10 protein-coding genes are annotated in these 18,126 nt (G+C 44.4%); 4 read left to right on the top strand and 6 right to left on the bottom strand.

What is annotated here, in order from left to right; translation table 11 throughout:
• Positions 1-22 precede the first annotated feature (22 nt).
• Together RS893_RS01780 and RS893_RS01775 are read left to right on the top strand one after the other, a co-directional pair.
• Positions 23-1,657 carry a TrbI/VirB10 family protein gene (locus RS893_RS01780; protein ID WP_315789548.1) on the top strand — a complete coding sequence of 545 codons (1,635 nt, stop codon included), beginning with the start codon at positions 23-25 and terminating at the stop codon, positions 1,655-1,657.
• Positions 1,654-2,241, top strand: a complete 588-nt coding sequence (locus RS893_RS01775) for a hypothetical protein (RefSeq protein WP_315789547.1) — start codon at positions 1,654-1,656, stop codon at positions 2,239-2,241. The genes RS893_RS01780 and RS893_RS01775 overlap by 4 nt, the downstream gene beginning before the upstream one ends.
• Here the strand turns inward: RS893_RS01775 and lnt are convergent.
• From lnt to RS893_RS01750, 5 genes are all read right to left on the bottom strand, one after another.
• Positions 2,195-3,799, bottom strand: coding sequence for an apolipoprotein N-acyltransferase (gene lnt, locus RS893_RS01770; RefSeq protein WP_315789546.1), 1,605 nt, complete (start codon positions 3,797-3,799; stop codon positions 2,195-2,197). The two genes, RS893_RS01775 and lnt, sit on opposite strands and share 47 nt — an antisense overlap.
• 61 nt (positions 3,800-3,860) lie before the next feature.
• Positions 3,861-6,443, bottom strand: a complete 2,583-nt coding sequence (gene gyrA / locus RS893_RS01765; RefSeq protein ID WP_315789545.1) for a DNA gyrase subunit A — start codon at positions 6,441-6,443, stop codon at positions 3,861-3,863.
• Between the two features lie 292 nt (positions 6,444-6,735).
• Complete coding sequence (locus RS893_RS01760; protein ID WP_315791836.1) at positions 6,736-11,250, bottom strand: ATP-binding protein; 4,515 nt, start codon at positions 11,248-11,250, stop codon at positions 6,736-6,738.
• A gap of 53 nt (positions 11,251-11,303) precedes the next feature.
• Positions 11,304-11,555 (bottom strand): helix-turn-helix transcriptional regulator, encoded by a 252-nt coding sequence (locus RS893_RS01755; protein ID WP_315789544.1) that lies wholly within the window; start codon positions 11,553-11,555, stop codon positions 11,304-11,306.
• Between the two features lie 126 nt (positions 11,556-11,681).
• On the bottom strand, positions 11,682-12,971 hold the full coding sequence (locus tag RS893_RS01750) for a chloride channel protein (protein ID WP_315789543.1): 1,290 nt from the start codon (positions 12,969-12,971) through the stop codon (positions 11,682-11,684).
• A gap of 234 nt (positions 12,972-13,205) precedes the next feature.
• Here RS893_RS01750 and blaOXA point away from each other — a divergent pair, with 234 nt between their 5' ends.
• Positions 13,206-14,072: a class D beta-lactamase gene (blaOXA, locus tag RS893_RS01745; RefSeq protein ID WP_315789542.1), complete on the top strand. Its 867-nt coding sequence runs from the start codon at positions 13,206-13,208 to the stop codon at positions 14,070-14,072.
• 222 nt (positions 14,073-14,294) lie between these two features.
• Here blaOXA and RS893_RS01740 read toward each other — a convergent pair whose 3' ends face one another.
• Complete coding sequence (locus RS893_RS01740) at positions 14,295-15,311, bottom strand: ribose-phosphate pyrophosphokinase (RefSeq protein WP_009756683.1); 1,017 nt, start codon at positions 15,309-15,311, stop codon at positions 14,295-14,297.
• 635 nt (positions 15,312-15,946) lie between these two features.
• Between RS893_RS01740 and RS893_RS01735 the strand changes: the two genes are divergently transcribed.
• Complete coding sequence (locus tag RS893_RS01735; protein WP_315789541.1) at positions 15,947-17,707, top strand: protein kinase domain-containing protein; 1,761 nt, start codon at positions 15,947-15,949, stop codon at positions 17,705-17,707.
• Positions 17,708-18,126 lie beyond the last annotated feature (419 nt).

Here is an 18,126-nt window from a genome sequence, read left to right as displayed (position 1 = left end):
AACTATAGACTAAAGCTTAACTATGACTCGATATTCTATTCCTTCAGAAACTCATCCAGAAAATGTAGAAACTCCCATCAGTGATCATTATCAACCAGAACTAGGATTATCTGATTGGGAACTGCGAATGGCAAAATTGGTTGGCTTTGAACAAGAATCTCCAGTCACCGAAACACAAACAGAAGTAGGAGAAGATACAGCCAACTTACCACAATCATCTTCACCTTCTCCAGAACCGAAAGTTTCTACCAAGCAGTCCTTCTCATCCAATCCTTTTGCGAAGTTAGCCTTAGTAGGGACTACCACTTTCGCCTTAGTTTTAGTAGCTGGCGCTTTTTTGTCCCAATTGATGAGTGCTAGCAATCAAAAACCCAGAAAAACTAATATAGTTGCACCAAAAACGCCCCAAACATCCACTGAAACACGCTTGCAACAACTAGAAGGAGAATTAGAGACTTTAAAAACCAAATTAGCTTTAGCTGAACAAGCACAAGCTGTAAAATTAGCTCAGCAACAATTACGAGTTGGAAAAGTCAAATCGCCACAACCAACTTCTGGGGTGGAGACTGCAAGAGATAATAGACTTAGAGTAGCCCTGCAAAGAACACCTACACCTACAAAAACAGTTTACATGCCGCCACGGGTAATAACGCGTGTCGTCACAGTACCTCAAACTCCACCAAAGTCTACTATCTCAGAAGCAAGAGTTTCACCTTTACCTGTAGTTCCCACACCAGAAACACAACCAACAGTTCAATTTACTCCCGAACCCACACCAGATCCATTGCAGGAATGGGCAAGACTATCGAAATTGGGTAGTTATGGTCAAGTATTAGCGACTGCCACACCCAATAATACCCCCAACAATACTAATACAAGTCCTACTCCTTTAGCTGTCAATAATCCCAAAATCCCACCACGGGTAAATAATTCTCAACCTGAGGATAATACCCCAGAACAATCAACTTCTGTTGTTAGCCAAGCACAAACAAAAAGTCCAAAATCAGTACGAGTCGGAACGAGTGTGAAAGCAGTATTAGCTACTGCTGTTTTTGGAGAAACTACTAGATCAACTAATAATAGAAATAATCAAGATGATGGTGCGAAAAACGTATTTGTAGTCCGCTTACAAGAACCATTAAAATCTATAGATGGTGAGGTAGTATTACCAGCAAAAACTGAGTTATTAACTCAAGTTAACTCTATTTCTGACCAAGGTTTAGTGCAGTTAGATGTAGTCAAATTAGTAAGAGAAAATAATGGCAATTTGACAGAACAAAGTCTACCACAAAACGCCATACTAATTCGGGCCTCGGCAGGTAAACCTCTTGTTGCCAACCAATATAAAAGAGGGACATCCACCACGATGATTGATGCTAGCCAATTCGTATTAGGAGGTATTGGTAAAGCCGCAGAATTGTTTAATCGTACAGAATCGCAAGTCACGACAACTGCTACAGGTACTGTTGTAACGAACAGTAATCCCCGACGCAATCTCTTAGCTGGAATTTTGGAAGGTGGTGTGAGAACAGTGGTTCCGCAAATTACCCAACGTAATCAACAGGCAATTTCCCAAGCGATGCAACGCACTAACATTTGGTTTTTGCCAGCAGGCAAAGAAGTAGAAATATATATCAATCAAACTATGCAGCTATGAAAAATAACATCAACCTGCAATTCAAACCCCCAAATAACCCTCATCTCCTAACTCTAACTTCCTTGATTTTTGCAGGTGCAATCTTAATCATAGCAGGTCGTGCCTTAGCAAATAATGCTGTTCTCCGTTCCATGTTTTCTTGCCAAGCGCAAGGTTTAGGAGGAGTAATACCTACAATCAACGTCTGGTTTCAGCAAGGTACAAATTTAAGTTTTATTCCGGCGGGAGAAACAATTAAAAAAGTTTGGTTAAACGACCCATCCCAGGTAACAATGGATTTTGATGGGCCAATGTGTATGCAGTTTGGCCCAGACCGTAATAATAATGTCGGAGATTGTAAAAATTCAGCAGCAAATGTTATTCAACTCAGACGAATTAAAAAAATCAATATTCCTGGTCTACCCACCACTGATAAAACACTTTTAACAGTAGTTACTGAACAAGGCGGTAAAAACAAGCTATACACCTTTAACATTGTTTATGATACAGGGTCTCCAGAGTATCATACTTTAGCTATTTATCCTGACCCTCCTTCTCCTAGTTCAGCCCCTGCTTGCGTGAGAGTTGGACAGTCAAGAAATTGAACAGCCATACTCCTGTTGCTGATATTAGTAACAACGGCGTTAACCAATCACCCCAACGCACATATAAAGTCTGCGTCTGGCGACGATAAATTGTTTCAGCGTGAACCTCGTAGGTATTATGTTGCGATATCCATACTGTTCTACCGTGGGGATCTACAAAAGCTGAATATCCTGTATTTGTAGCCCGTACTGCCCATCTATCTGTTTCAATTGCCCGCATGATATCCTGGGCATGATGCTGTGCTGGCATGGATGCACTGTAATGAGCATCATTAGATGAGCTGAGGATAAACTGTCCCCCTGCTTGGGCTTGATAGCGAAATACTTCCGGAAAAGCAGACTCATAACAAATGCCTGCGATCGCACGACCGAAAGGCGTGTTAAAAATTTGATTTGGTGAACCAGGAACTTGGTGTTCATCCAAAGGTGACAAGCGACTAATAATACCCCCTAAAAGTTCTTCAAAGGGGACGTACTCACCAATCGGTACTAACTTTACCTTGTCGTAACGACTAAAAACCTCACCGTCACCTGTGACAGTCAGCAAACTATTTGTATAACTTTTTCCCTTTTCGCCAAAACCACCAATCCAAGCCACAACTCCTTGGGAACGCACTGCTGCCACTAAGGAACTACTTATAATGTGACGCTGGAAGAAAGGTAAAGCCCCTTCCGGTGTTAGTACTGCATCAACTCCTTGAGTCACTAAGCTTAGATACCCACTGGTGTATCCTTCTAAAGCGCGACGTAAGCCTTCTTGATAAAGTTTAATGTGGTTAGGAATATTACCTTGAATTATTCCAATCTTGAGGGCTGTGGCTGGTGGTTGAATTAGGGGGCGGGTGTATAAGCTAAGACCGAGTAGGTGTAGGGAGATTAGTAATGCTGTGGCGGTGATGAGATATTTATTAATGAACCGCGAAGACACGAAGGACGCGAAGAAAATTCCCTTTGCGTCCTTCGCGCCTTTGTGGTTTAAACACGCTTCTGCAATCAAGCCATTGACGGCGACGATCGCAGCTGTTACGGCATAAGGCCCTGAAAGTTGCCCAAGATGGATAATTACGAGATTATACGGGCTTTGTGTGTAGGAAAGAGAACTCCAAAATAAAGCTCCCCAACTCCATATAGCCTCGATGCCACACCACAGGGCTGTACCAATCAGAACACGAGCGTAGGGTTTTTGGATAGACTTACAAATTATCCTTATCCCTGTTGCCCACAACGCTACGGATGCAGCGCCCCAAAGGGTGATAAATATCCAGCAAAAAATAGCTATTGCTAGGCTTGCTAACCAAGGAACCCCCATCCATGTCATGGGGTGAATCCCTGTAATCCAGGATAGGGCTATACCGTGATAACCGATACCCCAGATTAAGGCCAAAAGAGGGGGAGATTGCTTTGGGCTGGATGTAGCATTAACTACCAAATACCAGAGAGGTGCTAAGGCTACCCATGCCAAAAACCAGGCATTGACTGGGGCGACGGTAAGCCCCATGAAAATACCACTTAATAAACAGGAACTGTAAAGGATAAAGTTTTTTCTTGGATACTTCATACTTCACCCTACTCTACCTTGAAGCCGAAGAAAGCGCGTCTACACCCTTCATCCTTTATCCTTACTCTGTTTCTGTCGCATCACCAGTATCGGGAGGAACTATCGCTACCCCTGTAATGACATCGTCTTCGTCCAGACGTTGTACACGGACGCCTGTAGCAGAACGAGACTGGACGGAAATCGCATTTACTGCCTGTCTAATGATGATACCGCGACTTGTGACCATCATAATTTCATCGTCGTTGTTGACAATGTGTAAGTTGGCTAGTTGGTCTTTGATTTTGCGACTCTTGAATTTGGTGGCCATTAAACCTTGCCCAGCCCGGTTTTGCAAGCGGAACTGAGCAACGGGTACGCGTTTACCGTAGCCTCCGATTGTAATTACTAATACCCAAGGACCATGATGACCGTTGCCTGGTACTTCTGCGGATTCTTCTATTTCGATATCTTCGGTTTCGATCTCTTCGATTTCTGCCTCTGAGACTGGGGTCAAATTATCTAGAATCGCGGCGGGTAGAATATCCATACCAACCAATTCATCACCATTCTTGAGTTTCATAGCTTTCACGCCACGGGTGGCACGACCCAGAGGACGCAGTTGTTCATGATCGCAGCGGAAGTGAATGGCCATACCTTGACGGGAACCAATGATCACGCTGTCTTCGACTTTTGCCCGTCTTACCCAGCGCAGTTGATCGCCTTCTTCTAGGGTAATGGCTATTAAGCCGTTGGCACGAATATGACTAAAGGCTTCCAATACGGTTTTCTTGATATTGCCACCTTTGGTGAGCATGACCAAATATTCATCGCTGGTAAACTCACTGACAGGTACGATGGAAGTAATTTTTTCTTCTTTGGGAATGGGCAGCATCTGTACAATTGGTGTGCCGCGACTGGTACGGGAACCTACAGGAATTTGGTAGGCTTTGAGGCAGTAAACTACACCGCGATCGCTAAAGAATAACAAGCTATCGTGGTCACAGCAAGTCAAGAAATGTTCGACACCATCATCGTCTTTGACTTTGGCAGCAGCTTTACCTCTAGTGGCGCGGTTTTGGGCTTCAAAGGTGTTGACGGGCATCCGTTTGATATAGCCTTGTTCGGTGATTAAAATGACAGCTTTTTCGTTGGCGATCAGGTCTATATCTTCTAAATCGCCTTCGCCGTGAGTAATGATCGTACGCCGTGGTGTAGCGAATTTATTTTTAAGATACTGAATTTCGGTTTCAATAATGTGCAGTATCCGTTCCCGCTTTGCCAGAATATCTTGCAAGTCGGCGATTTGGACTTGCAATTGTTCATGTTCGTGGCGGATTTTATCTGCTTCTAAGGCTGTTAATCGCCGCAGTTGCATTTGTAAAATTGCATCTGCTTGTGCTTCTGACAACCCATAAGTTGTGATTAACTCTCCTTTTGCTGTCGGTGTATCAGCAGCGTGGCGAATTAAAGCAATAATTGCATCTAGATGAGATAAGGCAATCAACAACCCTTGCAAAATATGGTCGCGTTCTTCTGCTTTGCGCAGTTCATATTGGGTGCGTCTGGTGATCGCTTCTACACGAAAATCCAGAAATACTTGTAAAAACTGCTTGATGGTGAGGATCTGGGGTTCTCCGTTCACCAACGCCAGCATATTTGCCCCAAAATTAGCTTGCAGAGGCGTTTGCTTGTAGAGATTGTTCAGAACTACACGGGGATAAGCATCGCGCTTGAGTTCGATCACAATTCGCATTCCATCGCGATCGCTTTCATCCCGGATATCAGCTATTCCCTCAATGCGTTTTTCATTTACCAACTCAGCGATTTTCTCAATTAACGCTGCTTTGTTGGTTTGGTAGGGCAACTCGGTAATAATAATCGCTTCCCTTTCCGGTCGCCCCCGCATTTCGATGGTTTCAATATTTGCTACACCCCGCATCGTTATCGAACCACGTCCGGTGGTGTAGGCTTCTTTAATTGCCGCAGTACCAAGAATGTGACCACCAGTCGGAAAGTCGGGTCCGTGGATATACTGCATTAAATGGGTATTAGTTATTTCTGGGTTATGAATTAGTGCTACTAACCCATCAATCAATTCACCCAAGTTATGAGGTGGGATGTTAGTTGCCATCCCTACAGCGATTCCGGAGGAACCATTCAATAACAACTGCGGTACTCGTGCGGGTAAGACCGTCGGTTCTTGCTGAGAACCGTCGAAGTTGTTGACAAAATCTACAGTTTCCGATTCGATGTCTTGCAGCAGAGCATCGCTGGTTAAAGCTTGTAAGCGGCATTCGGTGTAACGCATTGCCGCCGGTGGGTCGTTATCTACAGAGCCAAAATTACCATGCCCTTCAATTAAAGGCGATCGCATCGAAAAATCCTGCGCCATCCGCACTAAGGCGTCATACACTGCTGTGTCGCCGTGGGGGTGATATTTACCCAAAACTTCCCCCACAACACGCGCGCATTTACGGAAGGGACGGTCTGAGGTCAACCCCAACTCATGCATGGCGTAAAGGATACGCCGATGGACAGGTTTCAGACCATCCCTGGCATCTGGCAGCGCCCGCCCAACGATGACGCTCATGGCATATTCCAGGTAAGACCTGGACATTTCGTTTCGCAGATCCGTGGGGATAATCCTCTCCTGAGAGGTTGTCATAACCTAAAAAACTCCAATAATGGCTAGTTTTAGCGATTAAAGCGAAAATAAGCAAAATTATTACAAACTAAGCTTGAATAATTGCCATAATTTGTTACAATTTTAGCACATATTGTCTATTTTTGGCTGACAAGCAAGGTCAGCCGTACTTTTAAACTCATGTTTAAACTAGACCCTTACGAGCAATTGCCCACAGCAAGGGGATAAAAAGTCTAACGAACACAGATGCACACCGATGCACGCCGATTGATTATGAGTTTGCTGCAAAGTTAATCCTGTTCCCCGTTCCCAGTTAAAAGTTCCCTATTCCTAAGTAATTTTTACCAATTAATTTGGTAATTACTTCAATTAGTTTGACTGGATCTACTGGCTTAGAAACATGCCTTTGAAAGCCGACTTTGAGCGCCTGCTGGTGGTCAATTTCTGCGGCATAAGCGGTCAGGGCGATCGCCAGAATTTCTCCTCCCTGTTCTGGCGGCAGGGTTCTCACCTGTTCCATTAACATATAACCATCAACGTCTGGCATGCCAATATCGCTCAATAGCACATCTGGTTGAAACTGGGTAAAAGTAACGAGTGCTTCGGTGGCTGATGGGACAGCTGTCACATTTGCTCCATATTCCTCTAGTAGGAAGGCAATAAATTCCCGTGTATCTGCATCATCATCGACTACTAAAATCTTGACACCATTTAAATCTAGGGATTGCCCAGACGGTGGCGTATCATGAAGCGTTGTGTTTTGAGTCAGCATGAGCGGCAGTCTGACTGTAAAAGTTGCTCCTTGGCCTTCACCCGGGCTTTCTGCCTGAACTGTCCCGCCATGTAGTTCAACTAAATGACGGACAATCGCCAGCCCTAACCCTAATCCGCCAAATTTCCTGGTTGTAGCGGCATCTGCTTGGCGGAAGTGATCAAACACGTAAGGGAGGAACTCAGGGGAAATGCCTTTACCTGTATCAGTAACGACAATCTGGGCTTGAGAGCCAAGGCGTCCTAGTCGAAGGTCTACTTGTCCCCCTTGTGGCGTGAACTTGACAGCGTTGGAAAGGAGATTCCAAATCACTTGCTGCAATCGATTTGAGTCACCCATCACTTGGAATTTTGGATTTTGGATTTTGAGTTTAAGATTGTTCGATTGTTCATAGGTTGCGTTAGATTCTAAAACCTTCTGATTATTTCCCAACTCAAAATCTAAAACTGTTAAACGCAAATCAATTGACTTGGCTTGGGCTGCTAGTCGTACTGTTTCCATCGCTGCTTGAATTGTCGAAGCTAAATCGACTTGATCGACCTGAAGGCTGAGCTTGCCCCGCAGAATCCGAGAAACATCGAGCAAGTCTTCAATTAGCCCAGCCTGTAATTTGGCATTGCGTTCGATGACGTTCAAGGCTTGAGCGGTTTTGGCAGCATCAACCTTCTGAGTTTGGAGTAACTTAGACCAGCCCAAAATTGGGTTCAGGGGCGATCGCAATTCGTGAGACAATACCGCCAGAAATTCATCCTTGATCCGATTGGCCCGTTGAGATTCTTCGTAAAGTCGAGCATTGTCTATAGCTGTCGATGCCATCTGAGCCAGTTGTACCAAAATGGCTTCGTCTTCTGTGTCAAACTCTCCCTCGTATTTATCAGAAAGCTGAATTAAACCAAGGTTATTGCCGTTACGACTTGTCAGAGGTGCAGCTAGCCAACCACGCATCGGGGGATGTGCATCCTTTTGTTTACCAAAATTGTGCCAAGCGGGATGTGCCTCTAGTTCTGCCTGGGTCATGCGTATCGGGCTTTGTGTACGGCAAATCAATGTATAAATACCAGAACCATTTGGCTTCTCGTTATAATTACGCCACTGGGCGTATTTGTCTGAAAGGGACACCGTATGAATCGCCTGCGCCCAATTGTTGTCAACCGTCATGCTAGTGACAGATTGGTGTGCTTCAATGAGATCGCGGGCTAGCTCTGTGATCAATTGCAATCTCTCATTTAATGAAAGCGTCGAGTTAATCGTGAGGGATGCCTCAGCCAGCTTTTGTAAACGCCGTGTTTGTTGCTGCTCACGCTCAAGTAGTCTTGCCCGTTCCGCCTCGACGCATTTGCGATCTGTAATGTCTCGAAAATAAACAGCAATACCATCCGGGGAAGGGTAGGCGTGAACTTCCAACCACTTACCTATAGACTGACTAAATTCTTCAAAGATGACGGAAACTTGCTCGTTAATAGCACGATGAAGTTCTTGGTATCCCAGAGTTCCTACTTGCTGTGGAAATACTTCCTCCCAGACTTGCTTTCCAAGTAGTTCTTCGCGAGTTTTGTGTAAAAGCCTTATAGCTTGCTCATTTACGTAGGTATACTGCCATTGGCGATCAAAGGCTACAAAAGCATCAGTAATACTTTCTAGAATCTTGCTGATTTGGTTGTGGGCTGCCTCTGTCTGAATTCGTAGTTCTTGTTCTTGCCGTAATACTTCCTGACGCATTTGAGCCATCTTCAGGTTGGCCTCGACGCGAGCCAACAGTTCTCGGGCCGAGAATGGCTTGATCAGATAGTCGTCAGCTCCAGTTTCTAGACCTTCGATGCGAGATTCTTCTCCAGCACGGGCAGAAAGCAGGATAATGGGGATTTCTCTGGTATTTGGCTTCGCTCGTAGCTCCTGCAACAAGCCCAAACCATCTAGTTTCGGCATCATGATATCAGTGAGGACGAGATCGGGCATCTGCTGATGTACAGTAGCCAAAGCTGCTACCCCATCCGTCACTGCCTCTACTTCATACCCTTGACTTAACAGTAAACGCTTTACATAGTCACGCATGTCAGCGTTATCGTCAGCCAAGAGGATATGGGCTTTTTGTGGTGGGGTGGTGGGGTGGTGGGGTGGTGGGGTGAAATCTTTCTCCCCATTGCCCCTAATCCCTACTCTCTTGGGGAAGTGGGGGTGCCGAGTTCCCCATCCCCCCATTGCCCCTAATCCCCACTCCCTTGGGGGAGTGGGGGTGCCGAGTTCCCCATCTTCTTTCTTCCCATCTCCCAATCTCCCAATCTCCCCATCTTCTTCTGGTAACCAACGTATGGCTTCTTCAACGTAGGAAGCAGCGCTGATTGTTGTTAATACTGATGAACTGCTAGCTTTGATGCATTCCCTGGGCAAGTGAGCATAGCCAGTAGGAATTGATACTGTGAAGCTAGTACCCTGGTCAACAACACTAGTGACATCGATAGTGCCACCGTGCAGTCGCACCAGTTCTTGAACTAATGATAGACCAATCCCCGATCCCTCATAGGTTCGTCCGCGTGCCCCTTGCACGCGATGAAACCGTTCAAACAAATGGGGTATCTCCTCTGCTGGAATACCTGTACCTGTATCTTGCACCTCTAGCTCAATATGATCACGACAATAGCGCAGAGCAACGACGATTTCTCCCTCAAAGGTGAACTTAAAGGCGTTGGAGAGCAGGTTTAGCACAATCTTCTCCCACATCTGCTGGTCTACATACACTTTTTCCGGCAATGGGGGACAGTCTACCACTAGGCGCATCCCTGCTCGTTCAATGGCTGAGCGAAACACAGCCGCTAGGTCTGTAGTTAACATCGCCAGGTCTGTTGGCTCATAGGCTGCCTGGACGCGTCCTGCTTCAATACGGGAGAAGTCCAGCAGAGTGTTAACTAGTTTAAGTAAGCGTAGACTATTGCGATGTACAATCTCCAATTGTTCGCGATCGCAAGGCAGGGGCCCAGAAGGATTAGCCAGTGTCTCCTCCAAGGGGCCAAGCATCAATGTCAGTGGTGTACGAAACTCATGGCTGACGTTGCTAAAGAAAACGGTTTTTGCCCGATCAATTTCTGCTAAAGCTTCAGCACGTTTACGCTCTTCCTCGTAAGCTTGAGCATTGGCAATACTAGCGGCGATTTGAGCTGCAACCAAATCAATGAATCTTTGATAGTTGTCGTCGAAGAGCCTAAATGGATTTAAACCTGCAACTAAGATACCAGCTCTTCCTGTATTTCCAGATGCTGCAATTGGTACAGCCACTGCCTGATGCGGTGGCTGTTGCCAAGCGCCTGTTGGTAGGCTACTAAAAGTTGCTGCCAAATGAGAAACCAGACAGGCTTTTTGCGTTTTGATCACTTCCGCAAACGGCCAAACTGAATCAGAATCAATATCGACTGTCTGTGGAACTGCTGCGTGATCCCGCTCGATACCGCATGTTCCAGCCAAAAAAACGTGCTGTTTATCTGGATCGACCAGATAAATCATCGCAAAAGGTAGGTCATAAGGATTGGTTTCGAGACAAATTGCACTCACCGTACAGGCTTCATCGAATGTCCGCGCATCTGCCGTTTTGGCCGCGAGTTCCCGCAACAGCGCCAATTGGCGTTCGCTGATCATGCGTTGCGTGTCATCTGTGTTGGCACAAATAATACCACCTGTGCCACCTTGATCATTGGGAACTGGACTATAGGAGAATGTATAATAAGTTTCCTCTGGGTAGCCGTTGCGCTCCATTATTAGTAAAAGGGCTTCGTCGTAAGTGCCTTCATTATTCAACATCGCTGATTCTGCCCGAGGCCCAACCTGATCCCAAATCTCTCGCCACACATGGGAAGCCGGCTGTCCAAGGGCTTCTGGATGTTTGCCACCGACGATCGCCTTATAGGCGTCATTATAAAGGTTAATTAGCTCTTCACCCCACCAGACAAACATGGCTTGGCGGGAAGTTAACATAATCCGCACACAAGTCTTGAGGCTCTGTGTCCATTGGGATACAGCACCTAAAGGTGTTTGTGACCAGTCGAGCGATCGCATGAGCATTCCCATTTCGCCACCACCAGCAAAAATTTCTTCGGTGGTAATTGCTCTTCCTTTTTCAGTCACAAGTCTCTGTTCCTTAGTTTTCCAAAGTATTTAACGAGCAAATCCTTACCGTGATTGCCCATTGGCTGCAATAGCTCTTCTATCTGTTTTAACGCAACTGCTAAAGGTTTTGTTCGTCCATTTTCCCATCTATTGACGCTCTGTAACGAAACCCCTAGCTTAGCTGCAAACTTAACCTGTGAGAGTTCAATGCTTACTCTTGTCTTGCAAACTAACTTTACTGAGTTTTGTTGTTCTATTGCAGACATAGAGCCTAAGTAATTTTGTTAACTTTTATGCTCGAAACATACTATGTATTACAGCAGTCCTGCATCTGTCATTAGACACAAAAAAACACTAAAATAATTCACGGCAGTTAACTTTACTCCCATTCACTAAGTATTTTGCCCAGACTTGATTTGAGATGTAATCAAAGGAACTTTAGGAGCAAAAAAGAAACCGAGTAAACTCGCAAACAGAATTGGTGTTAAGGGAGCGAAATTAGTGAGTTTTGACAGCAGTAAGGTTGTGCTAATTGGTGTGCGCGTAACTGCGGCGTTAATAGCAGCCATTACACAAATCATTGATAGAGAAGGATTAATTCCAGGAACAAAAACTGTTATGGCTTTGCCAAGACAAGCACCAATAAAAAATAGGGGGATAATAAATCCACCAGGCCATCCACCTGTGACAGTGACGCCAATGGCTGCCATTTTACCCAAGGCTAAACCCACCAGCAAAACACCAGAAAAGCTACTAGTAACGATAACTGCTAACTGATCGTGGCCAAAATAACGAGTTAGCGGCAATGAGAATGCTAAGATTCCTAGTCCCAGTCCTGCTAAGGCTGTGCGAAGATAAATTGGACCGGGAATACGGGCAAATAAGCGATCGCATCCGTGAAAAATCCCCATAAATATCCATCCTGCCAATGCCCCGATCATCCCAAAGAGGATCGCAAACCAGATATCATTTATACTTTCTAAAGTGTATTGAGGTAAATACCAAGTCGGTGCAATTCCTAAACGTGTAATTAGCGCAAACACCAAGTAGCTAGCACAACTAGAAACAATGGCTGGCATCAGGGCTTGATAGTACTCCACCACATACTGATGGTGCAATATCTCTAAAGCAAACATCGCGCCGCCAAGAGGTGCGCCAAATAAAGCAGTAAAACCTGCTGCCATCCCCGCTAAACTCATATTGCGCACATCTTCACCTTGAAGTTTGAAGCGATCGCTCACCCAAGTGCCAAACGAACCTGTTACCTGTACTAATGGTGCTTCAGGCCCAGCACTACCACCTGCGGAGATTCCGACTAAAGAAGCAAGAATCATTGCAGGATTTTTGTTAATATCCAAACGTCCACTGCGAAAATGAATGTTATCGATAATAACGCCGATTTCTCCGGGATTACCAAGGAAGTGAATCACTAAACCGACAATCAAGCCGGCTAGTGGCATGATTACCAATACACCCCAACCAGGTAATTTTTGTAGTGCGTGAGTTAGTAGTTCTAAAATATTCCAATACAACGCAGCAAATAAGCCCCCTACAATCCCCACTAATACCCAACGCAAAACCCAACGGGAAATCATAAAAGGATTACGCCTTGTGAGTCCGAAGAGTTGCGAAAATGCCCAACGTTGAGTTTGATCTAATCTTTGACGCTGCTTTGGTTGCACTATACTAATTACCGTAGTAAAAGACGAGATAGGAAATTTTGTCGCTTTTTGGGGCAATTGTCATCTACTTAGTGAAGAAAATTTAATTTATCTTTGTCAAAAGGCAGTCCTGACGAAAAAATTTCACCAACAAGCATGAAAAACCTTATCTCCTACCCCTATTCCTGGAGTTGGGTACAGATGGCTTGGTGGCAACAGTGATCATTGATAAGACGCAATTTGTGAGGGGAAAAAATGTTGTTTCATATGTGGCGATCGCGTTCTGTTTTTGTTACTGTGATTGGATGTTTTGTCTTACTGCTGACGATCAGTTTTGGTTTTCGTGTTCTCGCTCAAAATCATTTTACATCACCTGAACATCTAAATACGGTTACGGCTCAAGCACCAAATTTAGGAAGACACTTTCAGGAATTAGGGCTAGAAGGCTCAATCTTAATTTACGACTTGAACAAAAACCGCACTTATGAACACAATCCTCAGCGTAACGCTACAGCAATGCTTCCTGGTTCGACGTTCAAAATTTTCAATGCAATGGTGGCGTTAGAAACAGGTGTTATTCCGGATGATGTAACTGTTTTTACCTGGGATGGAATTAAACGTCCTATTGAGGCATGGAATCACGATACAAATTTACGTCAAGCCTTTAAAGATTCTACTGTCTGGTTTTATCAAGTGTTGGCACGTCGAGCCGGACATCAACGGATGCAAAAATTTATTGATCAAGTAGGCTATGGTAATCGTCAGATTGGTACTGCTGAAGATATTGATCGCTTCTGGTTGCAGGGGCCATTAGAAATTTCACCGAAAGCACAGATTCAATTTTTACAAAGATTATATCGAAACAATCTGCCCTTCTCGCAACGCACAATGGATCTAGTTAAAGACATTATGGTGCGCGAACAAACGCCAGAATATACATTGCGAGGTAAAACAGGATGGCTAAACAGTACTAAACCAGAATTAGGCTGGTTTGTAGGTTATCTAGAACAGAACAAAAATGTCTATTTTTTTGCAACGACAATAGACATGGGTAAACCTTCAGACGCACCTCTGCGGATTGAGATCACACGACGCAGCCTCAAGGATTTGGGCTTACTCTAGTCAAGCCATCACTCTCGACAAAATTTGGTAAAAAAGATAACACCCTGAAAATATATAAATTCATACCAATTTACAAAATGATTGTGAATGGATTGACATAATTCACACACAAAAAGGAATTCCCAATCCAAAATCAAAAATGGTATCAGTTAGTGCAGGCAAAAAAAAGCCTGCGGCATTCTCTTCTGTACAATCGTAACGGTGATGACAGTATTTTTGATGCTAGCGGAACATACTACTTACTGAGCTATCTTCATGAATCCGCCAAATCGTTTCTCCTAAGAGATTTGCCACTGACAAGACCTGTAATTGCGGGAAGCGATCGCCTTCGGGAATAGGAATTGTGTTGGTGACAATCACCTCTTCAAACAAACCGCTTGACAACCGTTCAATTGCAGGAGGGGAGAACACCGCATGGGTAGCACAGGCGTATACTTGACGCGCTCCTTCTTCCCGGAGTAGCTTGGCTCCTTCTGTGATTGTGCCGCCAGTATCAATCATGTCATCTACTAGCACTGCTGTTTTACCCTTGACATCACCGATGACATTCAACACTTCAGCGACGTTGTGAGCTTGACGACGTTTATCAATAATGGCCAAGGGAGCATCATTCAGCTTTTTTGCAAATGCTCTTGCTCTTGCCACACCACCAACATCTGGGGAAACTACCACAATGTCAGACAGTTCTTTACTAACTAGATAATCCAGGATTACTGGTGAACCGTAAACATGATCTAAGGGGATATCAAAATATCCCTGGATTTGGGCTGAATGTAAATCCATTGCCAGAATGCGGTTAGCACCTGCTTGGGTGATCAGGTTAGCAACTAGCTTGGCAGTAATTGATTCTCTGCCTGCGGTTTTTCTGTCAGCACGGGCATAGCCATAATAAGGAATTACTGCTGTGACTTGTCGGGCTGATGCTCGACGACAGGCATCGATCATTATGAGTAATTCCATCAAATGATCGTTTACAGGTTGACAGCAGGGTTGAATTAAATAAACATCACAGCCCCGAATCGATTCCTGAATTTGAATGTAAAGCTCTCCATCCGCAAATCGTTTACGGATCATTGGTCCCAAGTCCATGCCCAAATAACGAGCTACTTCTTGAGACAGGGGTACATTAGCAGAACCAGAGAACAGCCGTAGGCGATGGTTTTCAGCTATTCCTGTTGTAGTTGATGGCAGTTTGAAAGTTGCGGTACTTAGCACAGCAGATCCTCGATGTGCATTCATGGCAATATTATCATCAGATATTTAGATTGTTTAAGAGCAATAGTCCGAAAAAACATCTGTGAGTTTTATTGAAGCTTTCATAAAAACTTGATACATACCTCCATGAAACTACAAGGTTCTAATTTTTTTGTTTTTGTGGTAAACACACTCTTACTAGCTCACACCTGTAGTCGGGATTTTTAGTTGGCTCAAAAAAACCCCAAGTCTTAATAGATTTGTTTAATGAACTACTTAACTTTTATGCACCCTATTCACAGAGATAGAGAAGACTATTCTAGTTTACTTAGTAATCGTTAAGAACACCTATAAATGAATTAATTATGAAAGGCTGAATCTTCTATGATACTAGCTGCAAATTAATACATTAGCAGACTTGCTGGATACTTTTCCATTACCAAGGAAAAAGAAACGAGCAACAAGTCCAGAAAGCAACGGGAACTAAAATAGCAATTTTTTTATCTTTTTTACTATTTTGTACTGGAAAATGAGTGTGAAAATAGACTATAAGCAAGTTTGTTAGGAATTTACTTTAATATTACGTACAAATACAGCAGTTGACAAACTGCTACTGTTGGGTATGATTTTTTGCGGGTGAGTTCCTCCGAGTAGTGCCGTTACACTCAATTAACTAAAAGATGCAACCACCAATTTCAGCTGGTACTGTTCTGCAAAACCGTTATAAGATTGTTCAAATTCTTGGTCAGGGGGGATTCGGTAGAACCTATCTGGCTGAAGACCAGAGGCGCTTTAACGAATTTTGCGCCATCAAAGAATTAATTCCTAACACAATAGACCCTGTCGCTTGGCAGAAAGCACAAGAGCTTTTCCTGCGAGAAGCAGCAATTTTGTATCAAATACAACATCCACAAGTACCCCAGTTCCGGGAAAGATTTGAACAAGATCAGCGATTGTTTTTGGTGCAAGACTATGTAGCCGGGAAAACCTACCGTACTTTGCTGGATGAACGTAAGGCTGTCGGTGGTGCGTTCACGGAAGAAGAAGTATTGCAGTTGGTGCGCTCTTTATTACCTGTTTTAGAACATATTCACACTCGAGGCATTATTCACCGCGATATCTCACCAGACAATATTATTTTACGCGATCTTGACAATAAGCCAGTTTTAATTGACTTTGGGGTAGTAAAAGAACTAGCGACACGATTGCAAGCTGGTAATCCGACAGCACCAGCAACCTATGTTGGCAAATTGGGTTATTCGCCTAGTGAGCAAATGCAAACAGGACAAGCTTATCCCAGTAGTGACCTATATGCACTGGCAGTTACCGCAATCGTATTGCTAACTGGCAAAGAACCTCAGGAATTATTTGATGAAAATCTCCTGAGTTGGAATTGGCAACGTTGGGTAACAGTAAGTCCACACTTTGCCCAAGTTTTAAATCGGATGTTGAGTTTTAGACCAGGCGATCGCTTCCCAAGCGCAACAGAAGTAGCCCAAGCATTGGACTCTCCAGGACAACAAACACCCCTAGTTCCGGCTTCTATCCCAGTTGCATCCAAGCCTGGGTTATCCAATGTACAAACAGTCCCAGTTGGCCGTCGTCCTGAACCAGCATCACCATCTGCACCTGGTACACCAAGTCACACAATTTCAGAACCTAGCACTAGGTCATTTTTGGACAACCCGTTGGCAATTGGATTAATTACTATTGCGGTAGTGAGTATAACAGGATTTGGTTCTTGGGCGCTGGTACGTACTCTTCGTGGTACACCATCATCACAACCAACCGAAGTCCCAACACAAACTTTCCCTTCTCCAGTAGTTCCTGACAATTCTACAACTTCACCCACACCGACAGTTACACCCACCACCAACGAGCCGACAATTATAAGTAGACCCCTGAGTTTAGATGCATCTGGCACAACTCAAGTTGAGGGTACAATCCCAAGCAATCAAACTATCCGCTACACTTTCCGGGGTAAAGAAGGGCAAACTTTAACTGCGGTGCTGGCGCAAGAAAGAGGTGTTGTGTTAACAGTTTTAGGCCCAAATGAAGAACCAGTAGAAACTTCTGCTCAGAATACCACTTTCTACCAAGGCACTTTACCTGTTAGTGGAAAATATGCGATCGATTTAACTTTACCTCCAGGAACTTCCGAAAGCAACTATAACCTCAATATCCAATTAGAAAACCCACCTCAGCCGACACCTACTGAAACCCCCACAGAAACACCAATAGAAACACCCACCGAAATCCCGACAGAGATACCAACACAAACACCTACTGAAACCCCAACACAAACACCCACCGACATCCCAACAACGACACCCACCGATACTCCATTGATACCTATTCCCGATCAAAATCAAAATAATCAGTCTACTGATGACACATCTAACCAAGATGTCAATCCCACAGACATTTTGCCAAGAAGGTAAGTTAGTGGTTAGTAGTTAGTGGTTGGTTTGTAATTACTGTTCATTCGACAAGTCAACTTAATAGACATCTCCGAAAACTAATATCAAACCCTTGTACTGTCTGGGTTAATGCTCATTTTCTGGAGAGATCTAATGATCGTGTATATTGACATTATCAAGAAAGGCTTCGGGCAGATGGCAGATGGCAGCTATGCGAAGATCTAAAGTTTTCGTTCGTGATTGAGACATCTGTACCCTCTGTCAAATAGGTTTAAGACCCCCAGTAAATCTTCGATTTACTGGTCTGCAATGTTCCTGGGGGTCACAAGACGCAAAGCGGCTTGGTGTAGGTATCCCCCTTTAATTCCCTTCTGCCACGGCGTTCTTTGTTCGCCCGCAGCTTTGCAACCCACGCCTCCTCTGCCTCCGTACTTCTGCCT

The organism is Fischerella sp. JS2 (genome assembly GCF_032393985.1).
Classification (GTDB): Bacteria; Cyanobacteriota; Cyanobacteriia; order Cyanobacteriales; family Nostocaceae; genus Fischerella.
This window is presented reverse-complemented; position numbering and strand designations above follow the sequence as displayed.